Below are 19002 nucleotides of genomic sequence, written 5' to 3' on the forward strand. Positions count from 1 at the left end.
AGATTTTTAGCATTTCCCGCATGGCAAACGGTTTATCCATCACGTTCGCGACGTAGGTAGAAAACTTACAAGTCGTAGGGCATTTATGGTGCTTTGCTTTTTCCACGGGCGCGCTAGAATGCGCGCCGAAGGGTGTTTTACGAGTAGTCAACACACTTCTCCAGCCTTTGCTAGGCTTGCCAATAGCGTGTGGCCAGCAGGGGCTTATGGATTTTGTCAGGTCCTGCCAGGAGCAGGGCCTGCTGGGTGCCGCCTCCCATCAGGAGCGCCGACCCAAGGGCAGTGGCCTAACCCACGGCCAGTTGAATTTTCACTGGTGGCTGCCGGTCTACGGCTGCACTGGTCTATAACTAACCTGCTTTTCGCAAGTCATGAGGTAGAACATGAGCGACGACGATCTGGAAAACGACGACCTCGAAGTAGGCGACGAAGACGAGGGTGATGAAGGCCTCGAAGTGGCAGCTGACGACGGCGCCGAAGACGCTGGCGATGACGACAGCAGCCCGGCACCCACTGCCAAGGGCAAATCCAAGGCGGCGGTCTCGGTAGACGAGATGCCGAGCATGGAAGCCAAGCAGAAAGAGCGTGATGCATTGGCCAAGGCGATGGAAGAATTCCTTTCTCGCGGTGGCAAGGTGCAGGAAGTCGAGGCCAACGTGGTCGCCGACCCGCCCAAGAAGCCGGACAACAAGTACGGCAGCCGCCCTATTTGAGTGGCTGATCGCAAAAAAGCCCGCCGTCGCTGCGGGCTTTTTTGTGTCTGCAAGATTCGGGTTGCCTGTACTGGCCCTATCGCCGGCAAGCCAGCTCCCACAAGATTACCGTAGGCCTAAGCCTTGCGATGTCCCTGTGGGAGCGGGCGTGCCCGCGAATGGGCCGCGTAGCGGCCCCTGTCAGCGCCAGCGCGCAAGCACGTCGGGCAGCTGCGACAGCCGCTGGATCTCGGCATCCGGCGCCTGCTCGCCCGCCCAGGCCTTGCCCTGTGGGTTGAACCACACCGCCCGCAGCCCGGCGCGTTGGGCGCCGGCAATGTCATCGCCAGGGTGGTCGCCGATGTGCACAGCCGCGCTGGCGTCCACTTCGCCACGGCGAAGGGCTTCCAGGAACGGGGCCGGGTCTGGCTTGCCGATGCCAAGGTCCTCGGCGCACAGGGCAAAGCGGAAGTAGTCCGCCAGCCCCAGCCGGCTTACGTCGGCGTTGCCGTTGGTAACCACACCCAGGGTGTACTGATGGCGCAGCATCTCCAGCACCGGCTGCACCTCGGGGAAGATCTCTACCTGGTGGCGGGCATGCAGGAACACTTCAAAACCTTCATTGGCCAGCTCCTGCGCGTGTTTTTCGCTGTAGCCGACTTCTTCCAGGGCATGGAACAGCACGCGCCGGCGTAGGGCGCTGATGCGGTGCTTGAGGCCGGGCTCGGCCTGCACCAGGCGCTCGCGGATGGCAAACAGGTGCTCTACCGGCACACCACCCAGGATCGGGGCGTTGGCTTCCAGCCAGTCGCGCAGCACGACTTCTGCACTGGCGATGACCGGCGCGGTGTCCCACAGGGTGTCGTCAAGGTCGAAGGTGATCAGCTTGATGCTCATGAGTCTGTGCCTTTGCTGCGTTTGGCCCGAGGGTGGGCGCTGTCGTACACCGCGGCCAAGTGTTGGAAGTCCAGGTGGGTGTAGATCTGGGTGGTGCTGATGTCGGCATGGCCGAGCAGCTCTTGCACCGCGCGCAGGTCCTGAGACGACTCCAGTATATGGCTGGCGAAGGAATGGCGAAGCATGTGAGGGTGCAGGTGCTGGCCCAGCTCGCGTTCGCCGGCTGCCTTCACCCTTCGCCGAACGTCACGGGGGCTGATGCGGTTGCCCTGGCGGGTGATGAACACCGCGCGATCGCGCGGGTTACCGATGCCGCGCAGGCGATACCAGGCCTGCAACGCCTCACGGGCCTTGCGGCCCACCGGCAGCACGCGTGCCTTGCCGCCTTTGCCCAGCACCTGTACCAGGCCGGCGGCCATGTCGAGGTGATCGAGGTCGAGGTTGGTCAGCTCGGACAGGCGCAGGCCCGACGAGTAGAGCAGTTCCAGGATGGCGTGGTCACGGCGGGCGAAGAAGTCGTCGTCGACGCCGCCATCGAGCAGCTGCTGGGCACGGTCGGTGTCCAGCACCTTGGGCAGCCGTCGCTCACCTTTGGGCGCGCTCAGGCCGGAAGCCGGATCGTGCTGGCACAGGCCTTCGCGGATGAGGTAGCGGTAAAGGCCGCGTACTGCCGAAAGTAGCCGTGCCAGGCTGCGCGAAGACTGGCCGTGGTGGTGCAGGCGGGCGATCAGCTGGCGCAACGGCTGGATTTGCAGCGTTTGCCACTCGGTAATGCCGTGCTCCTCGCAGTAGGCCATGACCTTGTTCAGGTCGCGACGGTACCCCAGCAGGGTGTGCTCCGACACCTGGCGCTCGTTGCGCAGGTGTGCGCAATAAGCCTCCAGTTGGCGCTTCATCAGCGTACCGGGCGCAGGGTTTGGGTTACCCGTGGCACAACGCGGCCCAGCACCTCGGCAATGTAGCCGAGGAACAGGGTGCCGACACTGCTCTTGTAGTGTTGCGGGTCGCGGCTGCCGATTGCCAGCACCCCATGCAGCCCTTGGTACTCAAGGGTAGCGACGGCGCTGGAGCCCACTTCTCGGCGCTGTTCCTCACCGAAAAGGAAGGCCAGCTCGTGCTCGCGCAGGTTGCCACTGACCGTCTTGCCACCGCCCAGCAGGGCACCGATGGCTTGTTGCGCCTCGGTGTTGCTGACCCAGCGCCCGACCGGCGCGACGTTGTCGCCGAACAGGATCAGGCTGACGAAGGGCACCTGGAACTCCTGGCGCAGGCTGTCCTCGACGGCCATCACCACTTCTTCCAGGCTGCCAGCATCGAGCAGGTCCAGGATTAGCCGGCGGGTCTTGTCGAACAGCCGGTCGTTGTCGCGGGCCACGTCCATCAGTTGTGACAGGCGATGGCGCATCTCGATGTTGCGGTCACGCAGCAGCTTCAGCTGGCGCTCCACCAGCGAAACGCTGTCGCCACGCTGGTGCGGGATGCGCTGCTCGATCAGCAGCTCGTCGTGCTCGGCGAAGAAGGTGGGGTGGGCGCGCAGGTAGGCGACCACCGCCTCGGCATCGAGCTCGACGGACTGCGTGGGTACAACCTTGGGCTGATCGGTCATGGCGTTTACTCGCTTAGAGACGAACCTGTCCTTCGTAGACGCGTACGGCCGGGCCGGTCATCAGCACGGGCTTGCCGGGGCCGGCCCATTCGATGTGCAGGCGGCCGCCGGGCAGGTCGAGGGACACCGGGGAGTCCATCCAGCCTTGGCTGATCGCCGCCACGGCTGCGGCGCAGGCGCCGGTGCCGCAGGCCTGGGTTTCGCCCGCGCCGCGCTCCCACACGCGCAGGTTGGCGCGGTGGCGGTCGATGACCTGGATGAAGCCGGCATTCACCCGCTGCGGGAAGCGTGGGTGGTTTTCGATCTTCGGGCCCAGCTCATGCACGGGGGCAGTATGCACGTCGTCGACGCGCAGCACCGCATGCGGGTTACCCATGGACACGGCAGCAATCGAATGCAGCTGGCCGTCGACTTCCAGTGGGTAGTTCAGCGCCTGCTCGTCAGCGATGAAGGGGATTTCGGCAGGGACGAAGCGCGGTGGGCCCATGTCGACACTCACCTGGCCGTCGTTCTGCACGTCCAGCACGATAATGCCGCTCTTGGTTTCCACCCGAATGCGCTTTTTCGCGGTCAGGCGCTTGTCCAGCACGAAGCGGGCGAAGCAACGGGCACCATTGCCGCACTGCTCGACCTCGGAGCCGTCGGCGTTGAAGATGCGGTAGCGGAAGTCCACTTCCGGGTTGTTCGGCGCCTCGACGATCAGCAACTGATCGAAGCCGATGCCGGTGTGGCGGTCACCCCATTGCTTGGCGTGCTTGGGCTGGATGTGCGCGTGCTGGCTGACCAGGTCGAGGACCATGAAGTCGTTGCCCAGACCATGCATCTTGGTAAAACGCAGCAGCATGGGCTTACTCCGGCAGCAGGCTTTCGCCAGCGTACAGTTCGGCGATGGTCTCGCGGCGGCGTACTTCGAACGCCTGGTCGCCGTCGACCAGGATTTCAGCGCAACGGCCACGGGTGTTGTAGTTGGAGCTCATGACAAAACCATAGGCGCCCGCGGACTGTACGGCCAGCAGGTCACCTTCGGCCAGGTTCAGTACTCGGTCCTTGCCCAGGAAGTCGCCGGTCTCGCAGATCGGGCCGACCAGGTCGTAGGCACGGCCTTCACCGGCGCGTGGCTTGACCGCGCTGACACCCATCCAGGCCTGGTAAAGGGCCGGGCGGATCAGGTCGTTCATGGCTGCATCGATGATGGCGAAATCTTTGTGCTCGGTGTGCTTGAGGTATTCCACGCGGGTCAGCAGCACGCCAGCATTGGCCACGATGTAGCGGCCCGGCTCGAACACCAGGGCCAGGTCGCGCGTGCCTACGCGTTCGCGGATGGCCTTGATGTAGTCGGCCACCAGCGGCGGTTGTTCATCGCGGTAGCGCACGCCCACACCGCCGCCCAGGTCCAGGTGGCGCAGGTGGATGCCGCATTCGGCCAGGCGGTCGACCAGCACCAGCAGGCGGTCGAGGGCGTCGATGAACGGCTCTACGGTGGTCAGCTGCGAGCCGATGTGGCAGTCGACACCGACCACTTCCAGGTTCGGCAACTGCGCGGCGCGCACATAGATGGCCTCGGCGTCGGCAATGGCGATGCCGAACTTGTTTTCTTTAAGGCCGGTGGAAATGTACGGGTGGGTGCCGGCGTCGACGTCCGGGTTGACCCGCAGCGACACCGGGGCCACCTTGCCCATCTCGGCGGCCACCACTTGCAGGCGCTCCAGCTCGTCGGTGGATTCGACGTTGAAGCAGTGCACGCCCACTTCCAGGGCGCGGCGCATGTCTTCTCGGGTTTTGCCAACGCCGGAGAACACCACGCGGTCAGCGCGCCCGCCAGCGGCCAGCACGCGCTCCAGCTCACCGCCGGAGACGATGTCGAAGCCTGCGCCCAGGCGCGCCAGTACGTTCAGCACGCCCAGGTTGGAGTTGGCCTTGACCGCGAAGCACACCAGGTGCTCAGCGCCTTGCAGGGCGTCGGTGTAGCTGCGGTACTGGGCCTCGATGTGGGCGCGCGAGTACACGTAGGTCGGGGTGCCGAACTGTTCGGCGATGGCCGACAGGGCCACCCCCTCCGCGAACAGCTCACCGTCGCGGTAGTTGAAAGCGTTCATCTGGTTTCCTTACTGCGCAGGCGACTGCTCGGGCTCGGACTGCAGCTCGGGCTGCTGTTCTTGTACCGGGGCCGGCTTGGCTTTTGGCTGGTGCTGATGTGCTTTGTGCGCTTTGCCGTTATCGCCGTCTTCAGGCAGATACAGCGGGCCCTTCTGGCCGCAGGCAGAAACGAGGCAGGCAACAGCGACCAGCGCCGCGAAGGAGGAAATCAGGCGCTTCATGGGTGAAATCCTTAGAAAAATGCAGTATTGCGCCCGAGTATACCGAGCGACCGGCGGCTTGCCTATGCAAGGGCCGGTCCGCCGGGCGGGCTATTCTTGGCGCCTTCAATGGCTAAACTTTGCATTCGGCGCCAAGCGCCCGTATCTTGCCCGGCTTGCCTGTAACGCAGCCAATTTCGAGGTTCCTGCAATGAGTTTGAGTGAAGCGCGTTTCCATGATCTGGTCGACGCGACCCAACAGGCCCTGGAAGACCTGTTCGACGAGAGCGGCCTGGACCTGGACATGGAGAACTCCGCCGGTGTCCTCACCGTCAAGTTCGAAGGCGGCGCCCAGCTGATCTTCAGCCGCCAGGAGCCACTGCGTCAGCTGTGGCTGGCCGACCGTTCCGGTGGCTTCCACTTCGACTACGACGAAGAGAGCAAGAAGTGGGTGTGCGAGAAGAGCGAAGAACTGCTGGGCGAAATGCTCGAGCGCATTGTCTGGGAGCGGGCCGGCGAGAAGCTGGACTTCGACGAGATCTGACATGAGCGGTGCCCAGGCCCGGCCGCCCAAGCCGCTCTATAGTAACGTCAGCCCGGCGGTGCCATCGCCGTGCATCAGCGTATGTCGGCTGGATGAACAACGGGTGTGCACCGGTTGCCACCGGCATGTCGAGCACATCCGCGAATGGCGCTCGGCCGATGATGAACGGCGCCGGCAGATCTGCCGCGAAGCCCAGGTCTTGCGCGAGCAGGCTAAGGCACACTGAACGCAGGGGCTTGAGTATTTACCCGGCTGTGGTAGTGTCGGGTTCTGCGTCGGTGACGCCAAAGCCTTCTCAAACCCCGCCCTTGGGCGGGGTTTTGCTTTATCTGCACATTGAAAACTGCCTGTTCAAAGGAGTCTGACTGGATCATGAGCACCAAACCTTCCCTCATCCTCACCCGATTGGACGTACAGCGTCTGGAGCGTCTGATCGACAGCCTCGACGAGAGTACGCCGGGTGTGCTCGCCCTGCAGGACGAGCTGGACCGCGCCGAGCAGGTGGTCGGTCACGAGGAAGTGCCGGCAGGCGTGGTGACCATGAATTCCCGCGTGCACTGCCGTGAGGAAGCCAGTGGCAAGGACTACCACCTGACCCTGGTGTACCCGAAGGATGCAGGGCCGGAAGGCAAGGTTTCGATCCTGGCGCCGATCGGTTGCGCGCTGCTGGGGCTGTCGGTGGGCGAGCAGATCGACTGGCCGGCACCGGGCGGCAAAACCCTCAAGCTGAAGCTGCTGGAAGTGGAATACCAGCCGGAAGCGGCGGGCGATTTCGACCTGTAAGGGTCAAGGGGCCGCAAAGCGGCCCCGGCATTTCAGGCGCCTTCCGCCAACACCTGCTCCAAACCCTCATTCAACGCCTGCTCCAGCACCCGCTTGTAGCTCAGGTACACCTGCGTCGCCCCCAGCCGGTCATCCAGCAGCTCGGACAAATCCAGGTCGGTGATGTAGCACCGGTACCGCCCCGCGCCACGCCGCTGCCCGATGATCTGCCGGGCCACCACCGCATACAGCTGGTCGCCATGCTCCAGCTCGGAAAACTCTTGCTGGTCGCAGTACAGCGTCACATGTGCCGTACCCGCCACACCGGCCTGGATGATGGCCTGCACCTCGTAGTAAGGCTGAGCGCTACCCTCGACCGGGGCCGGGCATGGCTCGATGCTGCGCGCCTTGCCAGGGCCGGCAGGCAGCAGTTGTGCGTAGTGGATGTCCAGCGAGGCCGCGCGCTGGCTGTCCAGCGGCAAGCGGGCATCGCGGCGCATCACCACCGAACGCAGGAAGCGCTGCAGCGGCAGCAGCAGGTGCGCTTCGTCGTGCAAGGGCAGGCGTTGCTGCCACAGGGCATTGTATTCATCCAGCACGTACAGATCGGCCCAGCCATCTTGCAGGCGGTAGAACACCTGGATGCACGCCGGCCGGCCTTGCTCCAGCACCAGGCGCAGATCATGGTCCAGCAGGGCGTTGGCATCCAGGTACAGCGGGCTGTAGGCACTGCGCTCTTCGCCCAGGTGGCCGAGCAGTGCATCGTGCTCGGCCAGGGTGGTCAGGCTGATATGCCCGGGTAACAGCTCCAGTACATGGGTGTGCTGGGCAACCTGAAGCAGATAGCGGTGGTTCAGGCCTTGGTCCAGCAATAGCTGCACGGTGTCGAATATTTCCTCCACGCGGTGGCCGATGGCCTGGGCGCGGCTCTGACAGAAGCAACGCACCCGCACCCGTGGCCGGTGGCCGCGCAGCACCGGGCTGTTGAGGAAGTCGCGCAGGCAGCGTACCAGCGCGTGTTCGCCTTCGTAGCGCTGCACCAGCACTTCGTTCCAGCTGTTCAGGGTGACCTGGTCCAGGGTCAGAACCAGGTTCTCGCGCACGCCGGCATAGCTCAAGGCGTCGGTACGCTCGGTGGTCATCAGGATGTTCAGGTCGCGGTGGTGGCGCAGCGGGTCGACGGCGACGTTGACCAGCAATAGCACCTCGTCGGCAACGCTGGGTTGCAGCAGGCGCACTTCGCTGACGATCGATAAGGGCAGAGGGATACTCTGCTGCAGGCAGCCCACCAGGTTGAACAGCTCGTACTCGGTGAGGTCGCTGACGCCCGGGTGCAGTGCCAGGCGCGTGCTGCTGTCGATCACGCCGTTGCGGTGTGCCCAGGCCAGCAGTTCAAGCAGCTCGCGGCAGCGTTTGATCGGGTTGAAGTGTTCAACTTCATGGGTATTCAGGTTGCCGGTGTACAGCTCCCAGTGGTAGCTGCCGGGCTCCCTGCGGTTGGGTGCCTGGACCAGGGTCAGGGTGCCTTCGGCAAGGTCCGGTGCAATACCGGGGTTGATCACTTCGACCTTGCCCGCACGGCGCTCGAAGGCCGCATACAAACGCCGGCCCAGCACATTGAGGTCGCGCTGATCGGCGCGGCTGCTTGCGTTCTGGGTGCGCGCAAACTCGCTGAGGAAGCGATAGCTATGGTTCAGCTCGGCCACCAGTTCGCGGCGTTCGGCTGCCACCTGCTGCACTTTCCATTGGCTGCGGCTGTCCAGCAGGGCCAACTGATGTTCGTCCCAGCCCCACTCGTCGGCCAGGCGCTGTAACAGGCGGCGCTGCCAGCCCTGATTGCGGCCTTGGTCGCTGAGTTTCTTGTTCACCTTCAGATACAGGCTGCGCCGTACCAGTTCCAGGCGCGCAGGCTCGCCACGTTGCAGCAGGTAGCGCTCGATGCGGCGGTAGACCATCACATATGGGTCCAGCTCGTCGAGGTCGAGCTGGTTGGCGAATACGGCTTGTTTGTAGTCCAGGCTCAGGCAGCGCACAGCGGGGTGTTCGCTGGCGTAGGTTTCGGTCAGCAGCAGCTTGAGCAGCGACTTGTAGGGTGAGTCGATACCCTTGAACAACTGCCACAGGCCGGCGCCGACGAACTCGCCTGGCGGTATGTGTGCCAGGTTGCCGAGGTCGAGTGCGTCCTGGCTGCGGATGAAACGCTTGGTCAGCAGGGTTTGGGTGTAGGCGTGGTAGTTGTGTTCCTGGTAGACGGGTACCAGCCACCACAGCGGTGTGCGCCCGGCCAGCCAGAGGGTGGTGCGGTAGAACTCGTCCAGCAGCAGGTAGTGCTGGGTGGTGCCGCAGTCGTCGGAGCCTAGCTGGCCCTCGCGCTGGCCCTGGGCAAAGCCTTGCGTGTCGATCAGGAAGAAGTGCGCCTCGGCGCCCAGGCTTGCGGCCCAGTCCTCCAGCAATTGGCATTTGCGGCGCAGCTCTTCCAGCAACGGCTCGGGTAAACCGGGCGCGTGGCACACCCACAGGTCCATGTCGCTTTGCTCGGCCTGGGCCAGCGAGCCCAGGCTGCCCATCAGGAACAGGCCGTGGATCGGGCGTGGCGGGTTGCCATGGCGGGCCTTGTAGGTGAACGAGCGGGCCAGGCGCTGGGCCTCGACCACCAGGTCGGCGCCTGGCTCGTAGCCCGATACGCCGGCTGGAGTGCTGCCCGAGACGTAACCCGGCAACAGCGGGTGGTTCACATGGAACAGCAGCGGCAGCAGCGTCAGTACCTGTTGCTGGCGCGTCGACAGGCCTTCCATGGCCCGCTGCAGCCGCCCTTGGTTCAGCCGCAGGAAGCGCGTACGCAACGTCGCCAGGACCTTGCGGTCGATGCCTTCGTCCAGGTCTGGGCGGATTTCGTGAGGGTGGTTCATTGCGCACTCGGGCAGGCCAGTGGAGCTGTGGCGAGTTTAGCCTGAGTGGCGGGGTCGGATAAGCGTCAATTGAAATATTGGCGCCATTTTTACAGCGCTTGCCGGGCGGCTGCAGTTTTCACTGAGCTTGAGGCATGATGGGGGCCTTGAATTCATGAAGAGTAGTCCGATGCGTGTATGGATCGATGCCGACGCCTGTCCCAAGGCGGCCAAGGATCTGATCGTCAAGTTCGCCCTCAAGCGCAAGTTCGAAGTGGTGATGGTGGCGGGCCAGGCCGTCGCCAAGCCGGCGTTCTCGATCGTGCGGTTGATCGTGGTGCCAAGCGGCATGGACGCAGCCGACGATTACCTGGTCGAGCACGCTGTGCCGGGCGAGCTGGTGATCTGCAGTGATGTGCCCTTGGCTGACCGTCTGGTGAAAAAGGGCGTAGCGGCGCTGGACCCGCGCGGGCGCGAATTCGACGAGCGCAACATGGGCGACCGCCTGGCGGCGCGCAACCTGTTTACCGAGCTGCGTGAGCAAGGCCAGGTGGGGGGAGGGCAGGCGGCCTATGGCGAGCGCGACAAGCAGGCGTTTGCCAATGCGCTGGACCGGATCATTGCCCGGCTGAGTAAAACTTGATGCGGGGCTGCTTTGCAGCCCCAAGGGTTTACTGGTCACCCTCGTGCGTCAGCTCCAGCACCCGGTCCACCAGCTTGTAGATCCCGCCAGCCGCTTCGCTGATCGATTTGGCCTCCATGTACGCCGGTGTCGTCACCAGCTTGCGCTGGGTATCTTCGACAATATCGTGCACATCGCACTCTTCGTGAGTGCCGCCCATTTTCGTCACGGCCGCCGCCGTGCCTGCGTCGGTACCGATGGTGCAGACCACACCCGGCCCGTAGATTTTCGCCGCCAGTGCCGGCGAGATGCAGATCAGGCCGACCGGTTTGCAGGCGTCGGCAAAGGCTTCGGCCAAGGCCAGTACGTCCGGGTTGACGCTGCAGTTGGCGCCTTCCACGGCAAAGTTGGACAGGTTTTTCGCTGCACCAAAACCGCCAGGCACGATCAGCGCATCGAAGTCTTCGGCCTTGGCTTCGCGGATGTCCTTGACCTCTCCGCGGGCAATGCGCGCCGATTCCACCAGCACATTGCGTGATTCTGGCATTTCTTCGCCGGTCAGGTGGTTGATCACATGCATCTGCGCAATGTTCGGCGCGAAGCACTGCACCTGAGCGCCGCGCTGGTCGAGGCGCAGCAGGGTGATCACGCTTTCGTGGATCTCGGCGCCGTCATACACGCCACAGCCGGAAAGAATCACCGCTACTTTTTTTGTCATGTTCACTACTCCTGAGTCGAGGCGCTAAATGTCCTCTAGTTTGGCAGATGTCGCCATAGGGTTTCCTGCGGGCGCGGCCTAATCTTGTGGGATAACGCTTGAGACCGCGCCCATGGACCTGATACTGCTGGCCGTGCCGTTCTTCTTCGTGCTGATCGCCGTGGAGCTGGTGGCCGACCGTGTGCGCGGCCAGCGCAACTTCACCCTGGCCGATTCGATCAACAGCCTGAGCACCGGCGCGCTGTCGACCAGCACCGGGTTGCTGACCAAGGGCGTGGGGTTGGTGACCTATGCCCTGGCCTTCGAACACTTGGCACTGCTGCGCTTGCCGCCCGATGCCTGGTGGGTGTGGTTGCTGGCCTTCGTCCTGTACGACTTCTGCTACTACTGGCTGCATCGCCTGGGTCACGAACGCAATGTGCTGTGGGCGGCGCACTCGGTGCATCATCAGAGCGAGGAGTACAACCTGACCACCGCACTGCGCCAGACCAGTAGCGGGTTCATTTTCTCGTGGATCTTCTACCTGCCGCTGGCGCTGCTGGGTGTGCCACCGCTGGTGTTCGTCACTGTGGCCTCGCTTAACCTGCTGTACCAGTTCTGGGTACATACCCGGCACATTCCCAAGCTCGGTTGGCTCGAGTGGGTGCTGATCACGCCATCCAACCATCGTGTCCACCATGCGCAAAACCCTGTTTACTTGGATCGCAACTACGGCGGCGTGTTCATTCTCTGGGATCGTCTGTTCGGCACCTTCAAGGAGGAAGACCCGGCTGAGCCGGTGGTATTCGGGGTGACCACGCCGCTGGCCAGCTGGAACCCGCTGTGGGCCAACCTGCAGTTCTATGCCCAGCTCTGGCATGACGCCAGGCGCACCACAAGCCTGTGGGACAAGCTGCGCATCTGGTTCATGCCCACCGGCTGGCGCCCGGCCGATGTGGCCGTGCGCTACCCGCAGGCCAAGCAGGACCTGGCGTTGTTTCGCAAGTTCGAGATTGCCTTGGGCCGTGCGCAACAAGCCTACGTGGCGGCGCAGTTTGTGGTTTATGTGGCCTTGGGCAGCTACTTGATGGACGTGGCCGAACGCGTGCCGGCCGCCGCGCTGGTGCTCGGCTGGTCGCTGATGGCGTTTGGTCTGTTCGTATTGGGAGCGTTGCTGGAAAACCGGCGCTGGGCTGCGCGCCTGGAGCTGGCGCGGCTGCTGTTGAATGCGCCGGCATTGTACCTGGCCGGCGCTTTGGGCTTAACGGTGGTCGCGCCGCTGGCCTGGTTCCTGCTCGTGGTTTACAGCCTGCTCAGCCTCTTGGGCCTGGGCCTGGCCCGCCGCCTTGCGCTCCGCACGCAGGGTGCGGAAGCGCCGACGCAGCCACAGCAGGCCACCCAGCGCCAGGAGGCCACCGAGCACCCATAGCTCGTAACGCTTCACGTTGCCCAGCAGGCCTTCGAGAATGGCGCCGAAGTGGTAGGCAGCGGCGCCCAAGGCTATTGCCCAGATGGCCGCACCAATGCCGTTCAGCAGCAAGTAGCGGCGCGGCGGGTAGCCCGACAGGCCAATGGCCACCGGCATGACGGTGCGCAGGCCATAAACGAAGCGGAAGCTCAGCACCCAGATATCGGGGTGTCGGCGAATGTGGTCCAGCGCCCGGTCACCCATGGCCTGCCAACGCGGCTTGCGCGCCAGGATCCTGCGCCCGTGGCGGCGGCCCATGAAATACCACAGCTGGTCGCCGGCGTAGCTGCCGAAGAAGGCCACCAGGCACACCAGGTTGATGTCCATGTAACCGCGGAACGCAAGGAATCCCGCAAGCACCAGGATGGTCTCGCCTTCGAAGAAGGTGCCTAGAAAAAGGGCGAAGTAGCCGAAATCCTGCAGGAATTGTTGAAGCATTTTCTGAGGTGCTGGCGAAATGAACGCGCAGCCTACCCCTTCGCGCGCGTTCGTGAAAGTGTCCAAATGTGTCTCGACATGAACAATTCCTACTCAGACAATGCCAGAAGCCACGCGCCATGGCTTGCCCTGGTGTGTAACACAGGCGTCATAATGGGCGCTTATCTTGCCGCTCAATTGATGATAGGGCGTTAACGTCCTCAGGAACGCCAGATGAATAACGAAGTGCTCACCCCTGTCGCGATCAAGGATGCCCAGGAGCTCCCAGAAGAGATGGTGCAGACCCCGCCAGACCTGCCGCCTGCGCCCGAGCCGGTAGCGGAGCAGGTGGCCGAGCCTGTGGCCCCGGTGCCTGCCCCCGCGCCCGCCCCGGCGATCGCCGTCCCTGGCCTGGACGACAGCAGCCTGTACATTCATCGCGAACTCTCGCAGCTGCAGTTCAACATCCGCGTGCTGGAACAGGCGCTGGACGAGAGCTACCCGCTGCTCGAACGCCTCAAGTTCCTGTTGATCTTCTCCAGTAACCTCGACGAGTTCTTCGAGATCCGCGTCGCCGGCCTGAAGAAGCAGATCAACTTCGCCCGTGAGCAGGCTGGCGCCGACGGCCTGCAGCCGCACCAGGCGCTGGCGCGCATCAGCGAGCTGGTGCATATCGAGGTAGAGCGCCAGTACGCGATCCTCAACGACGTGCTGTTGCCAGAGCTGGAAAAACACCAGATCCGCTTCATTCGCCGCCGTTACTGGACGCCCAAGCTCAAGACCTGGGTGCGCCGCTACTTCCGCGACGAAATCGCCCCGATCATCACCCCGATCGGCCTCGATCCGACTCACCCGTTCCCGCTGCTGGTGAACAAGAGCCTCAACTTCATCGTCGAGCTCGAAGGTGTTGACGCCTTCGGTCGCGATTCAGGCCTGGCGATCATCCCGGCCCCACGCCTGCTGCCGCGGGTGATCCGCGTGCCGGAGGAGGTGGGTGGCCCAGGCGCCAACTACGTGTTCCTGTCGTCGATGATCCATGCGCATGCCGACGACCTGTTCCAGGGCATGAAGGTGAAGGGCTGCTACCAGTTCCGCCTGACCCGTAACGCCGACCTGGCGCTGGACTCCGAAGAAGTCGACGACCTGGCCCGCGCCCTGCGCGGCGAGCTGTTCTCGCGCCGTTACGGCGACGCCGTGCGCCTGGAGGTGGCAGACACCTGCCCGAAACACCTGTCGGACTACCTGCTCAAGCAGTTCAGCCTCAGCGAAAGCGAGCTGTACCAGGTCAATGGCCCGGTCAACCTCACCCGCCTGTTCAGCATCACCGGTCTGGACAGCCACCCGGAGCTGCAATACACGCCGTTCACCCCGGCGATTCCCAAACTGCTGCAGAACGCCGACAACATCTTCAGCGTGATCGGCAAGCAGGACATCCTGCTGATGCACCCGTTCGAGTCCTTCACCCCGGTGATCGACCTGCTGCGCCAAGCCGCCAAGGACCCGCATGTGCTTGCCGTGCGCCAGACCCTGTACCGCTCCGGGGCCAACTCGGAAATCGTCGATGCGCTGGTGGACGCGGCGCGTAACGGCAAGGAGGTCACCGCAGTGATCGAATTGCGCGCGCGCTTCGACGAAGAGTCCAACCTGCAGATGGCCAGCCGCCTGCAAGCGGCCGGTGCGGTGGTGATCTACGGCGTGGTCGGCTTCAAGACCCACGCCAAGATGATGCTGATCCTGCGCCGCGAGCAGGGCGAGATCGTGCGTTATGCGCACCTCGGTACCGGCAACTACCACGCCGGCAACGCCCGCCTGTACACCGACTACAGCCTGCTGACCTCTGACGACGCCCTCACCGAAGACGTCGGCAAGCTGTTCAGCCAGTTGATCGGTATGGGCAAGACCCTGCGCATGAAAAAGCTGCTGCACGCGCCGTTCACCCTGAAGAAGGGCATGCTCGACATGATCGCGCGGGAAACCCAGTTTGCCCTCGAAGGCAAGCCGGCGCACATCATTGCCAAGTTCAACTCGCTGACCGATGCCAAGGTCATCAAGGCACTGTACAAGGCCAGCCAGTCGGGCGTGAAGATCGACCTGGTGGTGCGTGGCATGTGCTGCTTGCGCCCAGGCATTCCGGGGGTTTCGCACAACATCCAGGTGCGCTCGATCATCGGCCGCTTCCTGGAGCACACACGGGTGTTCTACTTCCTCAATGGCGGCGAAGAGCAGATCTACCTGTCCAGCGCCGACTGGATGGAGCGCAACCTCGACAAGCGTGTGGAGACCTGCTTCCCGGTGGAAGGCAAGAAGCTGTTGCTGCGGGTGAAGAAGGAGCTGGAAGGCTACCTGACCGACAACACCCACGCCTGGACCTTGCAGCCAGACGGGCGCTACGTGCGCAGCACGCCAACCGGCAATCAGAACCCGCGCAGTGCCCAGGCGACCCTGCTGGAGCGCCTGAGCAACCCGGTCCTCAACGTACGCTGAGGACGAAGCCGACCCGGGTCAGCCACTCTGCCTCGTTGGCGAAGTCGGCCTGGGTCAGCTGGTTCTGTTCCAGCCAGCCTTCCGGGAAGGCGACATCGAGGCTGTCATCGGCAGCCTTGAGCTGAACTTTCGGCATCTGCTGGTTGCCACGGATGTGGTGGAACAGGATGGCGAAGCGCAGCAGCACGCACAGGCGTAGCAGCTTGACGCCTTCTTCACCCAGTTCGGCGAATTTGTCCTTGGGGATGTTGCGGCGGTGGCCGCGCACCAGCAGGGCCATCATCTGCTGGTCCTCGCGGGAAAAGCCCGACAGGTCGGAGTGCTCGATCAGGTAGGCGCCGTGCTTGTGGTAGTGGTAGTGGGCGATATCCAGGCCTATTTCATGCACTTTCGCCGCCCAGCCAAGCAGATCGCGCCAGTTTCCGTCTTTCAGGTCCCAGGCGTCGGCCACTTGGTCGAAGGCGTGCAACGCCTTGCGCTCGACGCGCGCGGCCTGGCCTTGGTCCACATGGTAGCGCTCCATCAGCGAGTTCAACGTACGTTCGCGCACGTCTTCATGGTGGTGGCGGCCGAGCAGGTCGAACAGCACACCTTCGCGCAGTGCGCCGTCGCAGTGGTCCATGCGCTGCAGCTCCAGGGCGTCGAAGATCGCCTCCAGAATCGCCAGGCCCGCCGGGAAGATGGTGCGGCGGTCCGGTTTGACGCCGTCGAAGTCGATCTTGTCGACCTCGCCCAGTTTGAACAGCTTGCGTTTGACCCAGGCCAGGCCTTCAGCGTTGACCTCGCCATTGCCCAGGCCGCCGGCCTTGATGGCGGCGCCGATGGCACGGATGGTGCCGGACGAGCCGATGGCCTCGTCCCAGGTCAGGCGGTGCAGGGCGTGTTCGATGCTCATCAGCTCCAGGCGTGCAGCGGTGTAGGCCTGTGCATAACGCGCCGGGGTGATCTTGCCGTCGCGGAAGTAGCGCTGGGTGAAGCTGACGCAGCCCATCTGCAGGCTTTCGCGCAGCAGCGGTTCGAAGCGCTGGCCGATGATGAATTCGGTACTGCCGCCGCCAATGTCGGCCACCAGGCGTTTGCCAGGGGTGTCGGCCAGGGTGTGCGATACGCCCAGGTAGATCAGGCGCGCCTCTTCACGGCCGGAGATGACCTCCACCGGGTGGCCGAGAATGGCCTCGGCGCGCTGGATGAATGCATTACGGTTGCGCGCTTCGCGCAGGGCGTTGGTACCGACGATACGCACGGCGCCGGCCGGCATGCCGTTGATCAGCTGTGCGAAGCGCTTGAGGCATTCGAGGCCCCGTTCCATGGCTTCTTCGCTAAGCAGGCGGTCCTCGCCGATGCCGGCGGCCAGCTGAACCTTCTCGCCCAGCCGCTCGAGAATGCGGATTTCGGTATGGTGGGCCTTGGCCACGACCATATGGAAACTGTTGGAGCCAAGGTCGATGGCAGCGATCAGGGACAGGTTCTTCGCGATGGTATGCGGCATGATCTGGTTGTTCTCGGTCGTTAACCCGGCAATCGTGCCACGATAGCAGGCTGTCGCCAACGCGTGACACGCAGCCGGTGTGCTGGCCTTGATGCAAGGCAATGTGCCATTCGATTCTATGACGGCTGTATGACAGTTTCGATTCGCGGCGTCTTGCACAACTATAGTTACACTCAATCGTCCGCAGCTTCCTGTAGACGGCAGGGGCGGCTATGATGGGCAACGTTTTTTATTGCTTACGACCTTGGAGATTTCCATGAGCGACAAAATCAAACACGTCACCGACGCCAGCTTCGACGCCGACGTACTGCAGGCTCAAGGCCCGGTGCTGGTCGACTACTGGGCTGAATGGTGCGGCCCATGCAAGATGATCGCTCCGGTTCTGGACGACATCGCTGCCACCTACGAGGGCAAACTGACCGTCGCCAAGCTGAACATCGACGAGAACCAGGAAACCCCGGCCAAGCACGGCGTGCGTGGTATCCCGACGCTGATGCTGTTCAAGAACGGCAACGTCGAAGCCACCAAGGTTGGCGCTCTGTCCAAATCGCAGCTGGCGGCGTTCCTTGACGCCCACCTGTGATGTGAAAAGGCCCCGCAAATGCGGGGCTTTTCTTTTTCAGAGCACTAGACGCAGAAAAAAGCAAGTGTTACATTCGGCCTCGCACTGCTTTTCCAGTGCCCTCTACACGCCGTCGCCGAAGCATCCCTAATTCGAATCAGTACGCGATCCTGTCGCCATCTAGCGGCGCGGCCTCATTAAGCCAGAAGCTTAATTCTCCCTTCTTACATGATTACGTCACTCCCCTTATGAACCTGACTGAACTCAAGCAAAAGCCGATTACCGATCTTTTGGAAATGGCCGAACAGATGGGCATCGAAAACATGGCCCGTTCGCGCAAACAGGACGTGATTTTCGCCCTGCTGAAGAAGCACGCGAAAAGCGGCGAAGAGATCTCGGGTGACGGCGTGCTGGAGATTCTCCAGGATGGTTTCGGTTTCCTGCGTTCGGCTGATGCGTCCTACCTGGCCGGCCCAGACGATATCTACGTCTCGCCTAGCCAGATCCGCCGTTTCAACCTGCGTACCGGCGACACCATCGTCGGCAAGATCCGCCCACCTAAGGAAGGGGAGCGTTACTTCGCCCTGCTGAAGGTCGACACCATCAACTTCGACCGCCCGGAAAACGCGAAGAACAAGATCCTGTTCGAAAACCTGACGCCGCTGTTCCCGAACAAGCGCCTGAAGATGGAGGCCGGTAACGGCTCCACCGAAGACCTGACCGGTCGCGTCATCGACCTGTGCGCCCCGATCGGCAAAGGCCAGCGTGGCCTGATCGTTGCTCCGCCAAAAGCGGGCAAGACGATCATGCTGCAGAACATCGCGGCCAACATCACCCGTAACAACCCCGAGTGCCACCTGATCGTCCTGCTGATCGACGAGCGCCCGGAAGAAGTGACCGAAATGCAGCGCACCGTGCGCGGCGAAGTGGTTGCCTCCACCTTCGACGAGCCGCCAACCCGCCACGTGCAGGTTGCCGAAATGGTGATCGAAAAGGCCAAGCGCCTGGTCGAGCACAAGAAGGACGTGGTCATCCTGCTGGACTCCATCACCCGTCTGGCGCGTGCCTACAACACCGTGATCCCGAGCTCCGGCAAGGTGCTGACCGGTGGTGTCGACGCCCACGCCCTGGAGAAGCCGAAGCGCTTCTTTGGTGCTGCGCGTAACATCGAGGAAGGCGGCTCGCTGACCATTATCGCCACCGCGCTGGTCGAAACCGGCTCGAAGATGGACGAAGTGATCTACGAAGAGTTCAAGGGCACCGGTAACATGGAGCTGCCACTGGACCGCCGCATCGCCGAGAAGCGCGTGTTCCCGGCCATCAACATCAACCGTTCCGGTACCCGCCGCGAAGAGTTGCTGACCGCCGACGACGAACTGCAGCGCATGTGGATTCTGCGCAAGCTGCTGCATCCGATGGACGAAATCGCCGCCATCGAGTTCCTGGTCGACAAGCTCAAGCAGACCAAGACCAACGACGAGTTCTTCTTGTCGATGAAGCGCAAGTAACATCGTCGTACCACGCAAAAGCCGGGGAAACCCGGCTTTTTGCTATCTGTACTTTGGCTATTGCGGCCC

General features: G+C 63.1%; 18 protein-coding genes and 1 pseudogene. 9 read left to right on the plus strand and 10 right to left on the minus strand.

The genetic code is table 11. From position 1 onward, the window contains the following. Window positions 1–383: 383 nt before the first annotated feature. Entirely contained in the window at window positions 384–713 is a 330-nt protein-coding gene (sutA, locus tag PM2_RS08320; protein WP_016712639.1) for a dormancy-specific transcriptional regulator SutA, read from the plus strand. 180 nt (window positions 714–893) lie between these two features. On the opposite strand, the gene PM2_RS08325 is transcribed toward sutA, so the two are convergent. Genes PM2_RS08325 through lptM form a run of 6 tightly spaced genes read right to left on the minus strand, consistent with a single transcriptional unit; the run spans window position 894 to window position 5513 of the window. Then, on the minus strand, window positions 894–1589 hold the full coding sequence (locus tag PM2_RS08325; protein WP_027609984.1) for an HAD family hydrolase: 696 nt from the start codon (window positions 1587–1589) through the stop codon (window positions 894–896). Continuing rightward, entirely contained in the window at window positions 1586–2485 is a 900-nt protein-coding gene (gene xerC, locus PM2_RS08330; protein WP_016712637.1) for a tyrosine recombinase XerC, read from the minus strand. Before xerC ends, PM2_RS08325 begins: the two co-directional genes overlap by 4 nt. Then, window positions 2485–3195, minus strand: coding sequence for a DUF484 family protein (locus PM2_RS08335; protein WP_016712636.1), 711 nt, complete (start codon window positions 3193–3195; stop codon window positions 2485–2487). Before PM2_RS08335 ends, xerC begins: the two co-directional genes overlap by 1 nt. A 13-nt stretch (window positions 3196–3208) precedes the next feature. Next, the gene (gene dapF / locus PM2_RS08340) at window positions 3209–4039 is read right to left on the minus strand and encodes a diaminopimelate epimerase (RefSeq protein ID WP_016712635.1); all 831 of its coding nucleotides are present in this window, start codon (window positions 4037–4039) and stop codon (window positions 3209–3211) included. A gap of 4 nt (window positions 4040–4043) precedes the next feature. Continuing rightward, a complete protein-coding gene (gene lysA, locus PM2_RS08345; RefSeq protein WP_016712634.1) occupies window positions 4044–5291 on the minus strand; it encodes a diaminopimelate decarboxylase in 1248 nt (415 codons plus the stop codon). Between the two features lie 9 nt (window positions 5292–5300). Then, window positions 5301–5513 (minus strand): LPS translocon maturation chaperone LptM, encoded by a 213-nt coding sequence (lptM, locus tag PM2_RS29510; RefSeq protein ID WP_016712633.1) that lies wholly within the window; start codon window positions 5511–5513, stop codon window positions 5301–5303. Between the two features lie 190 nt (window positions 5514–5703). On the opposite strand from lptM, the gene cyaY reads away from it, so the two are divergent. From cyaY to rnk, 3 genes are all read left to right on the plus strand, one after another. Next, a complete protein-coding gene (gene cyaY / locus PM2_RS08355) occupies window positions 5704–6036 on the plus strand; it encodes an iron donor protein CyaY (RefSeq protein ID WP_016712632.1) in 333 nt (110 codons plus the stop codon). 1 nt (window position 6037) lies between these two features. Further along, window positions 6038–6262, plus strand: coding sequence for a DUF1289 domain-containing protein (locus PM2_RS08360; RefSeq protein WP_016712631.1), 225 nt, complete (start codon window positions 6038–6040; stop codon window positions 6260–6262). Window positions 6263–6408: 146 nt separating this feature from the next. Next, window positions 6409–6819, plus strand: a complete 411-nt coding sequence (gene rnk / locus PM2_RS08365; protein ID WP_016712630.1) for a nucleoside diphosphate kinase regulator — start codon at window positions 6409–6411, stop codon at window positions 6817–6819. 32 nt (window positions 6820–6851) lie between these two features. Here the strand turns inward: rnk and PM2_RS08370 are convergent, their stop codons facing one another. Further along, window positions 6852–9707 (minus strand): class I adenylate cyclase, encoded by a 2856-nt coding sequence (locus PM2_RS08370; RefSeq protein ID WP_016712629.1) that lies wholly within the window; start codon window positions 9705–9707, stop codon window positions 6852–6854. Between the two features lie 169 nt (window positions 9708–9876). On the opposite strand from PM2_RS08370, the gene PM2_RS08375 reads away from it, so the two are divergent. After that, the gene (locus tag PM2_RS08375) at window positions 9877–10329 is read left to right on the plus strand and encodes a YaiI/YqxD family protein (RefSeq protein WP_016712628.1); all 453 of its coding nucleotides are present in this window, start codon (window positions 9877–9879) and stop codon (window positions 10327–10329) included. A 28-nt stretch (window positions 10330–10357) separates the two neighbouring features. On the opposite strand, the gene elbB is transcribed toward PM2_RS08375, so the two are convergent. Beyond that, on the minus strand, window positions 10358–11026 hold the full coding sequence (elbB, locus tag PM2_RS08380; RefSeq protein WP_016712627.1) for an isoprenoid biosynthesis glyoxalase ElbB: 669 nt from the start codon (window positions 11024–11026) through the stop codon (window positions 10358–10360). 112 nt (window positions 11027–11138) lie between these two features. On the opposite strand from elbB, the pseudogene PM2_RS31530 reads away from it, so the two are divergent. Next, window positions 11139–11765: pseudogene (locus PM2_RS31530) on the plus strand (sterol desaturase family protein); the annotation flags it as partial. A gap of 501 nt (window positions 11766–12266) precedes the next feature. Here PM2_RS31530 and PM2_RS29885 read toward each other — a convergent pair. Next, window positions 12267–12911 carry a DedA family protein gene (locus PM2_RS29885; protein ID WP_020371266.1) on the minus strand — a complete coding sequence of 215 codons (645 nt, stop codon included), beginning with the start codon at window positions 12909–12911 and terminating at the stop codon, window positions 12267–12269. A 213-nt stretch (window positions 12912–13124) separates the two neighbouring features. Between PM2_RS29885 and ppk1 the strand changes: the two genes are divergently transcribed. Further along, the gene (ppk1, locus tag PM2_RS08395) at window positions 13125–15374 is read left to right on the plus strand and encodes a polyphosphate kinase 1 (protein ID WP_016712624.1); all 2250 of its coding nucleotides are present in this window, start codon (window positions 13125–13127) and stop codon (window positions 15372–15374) included. Here the strand turns inward: ppk1 and ppx are convergent. Continuing rightward, window positions 15361–16863, minus strand: coding sequence for an exopolyphosphatase (gene ppx, locus PM2_RS08400; RefSeq protein WP_016712623.1), 1503 nt, complete (start codon window positions 16861–16863; stop codon window positions 15361–15363). The two genes, ppk1 and ppx, sit on opposite strands and share 14 nt — an antisense overlap. Window positions 16864–17119: 256 nt before the next feature. Here ppx and trxA point away from each other — a divergent pair, with 256 nt between their 5' ends. Further along, window positions 17120–17446, plus strand: coding sequence for a thioredoxin TrxA (gene trxA, locus PM2_RS08405; RefSeq protein ID WP_016712622.1), 327 nt, complete (start codon window positions 17120–17122; stop codon window positions 17444–17446). 227 nt (window positions 17447–17673) lie between these two features. Beyond that, a complete protein-coding gene (gene rho, locus PM2_RS08410) occupies window positions 17674–18933 on the plus strand; it encodes a transcription termination factor Rho (RefSeq protein WP_003253661.1) in 1260 nt (419 codons plus the stop codon). Window positions 18934–19002 lie beyond the last annotated feature (69 nt).

The organism is Pseudomonas monteilii NBRC 103158 = DSM 14164 (genome assembly GCF_000730605.1).
Lineage (GTDB): Bacteria > Pseudomonadota > Gammaproteobacteria > Pseudomonadales > Pseudomonadaceae > Aquipseudomonas > Aquipseudomonas monteilii.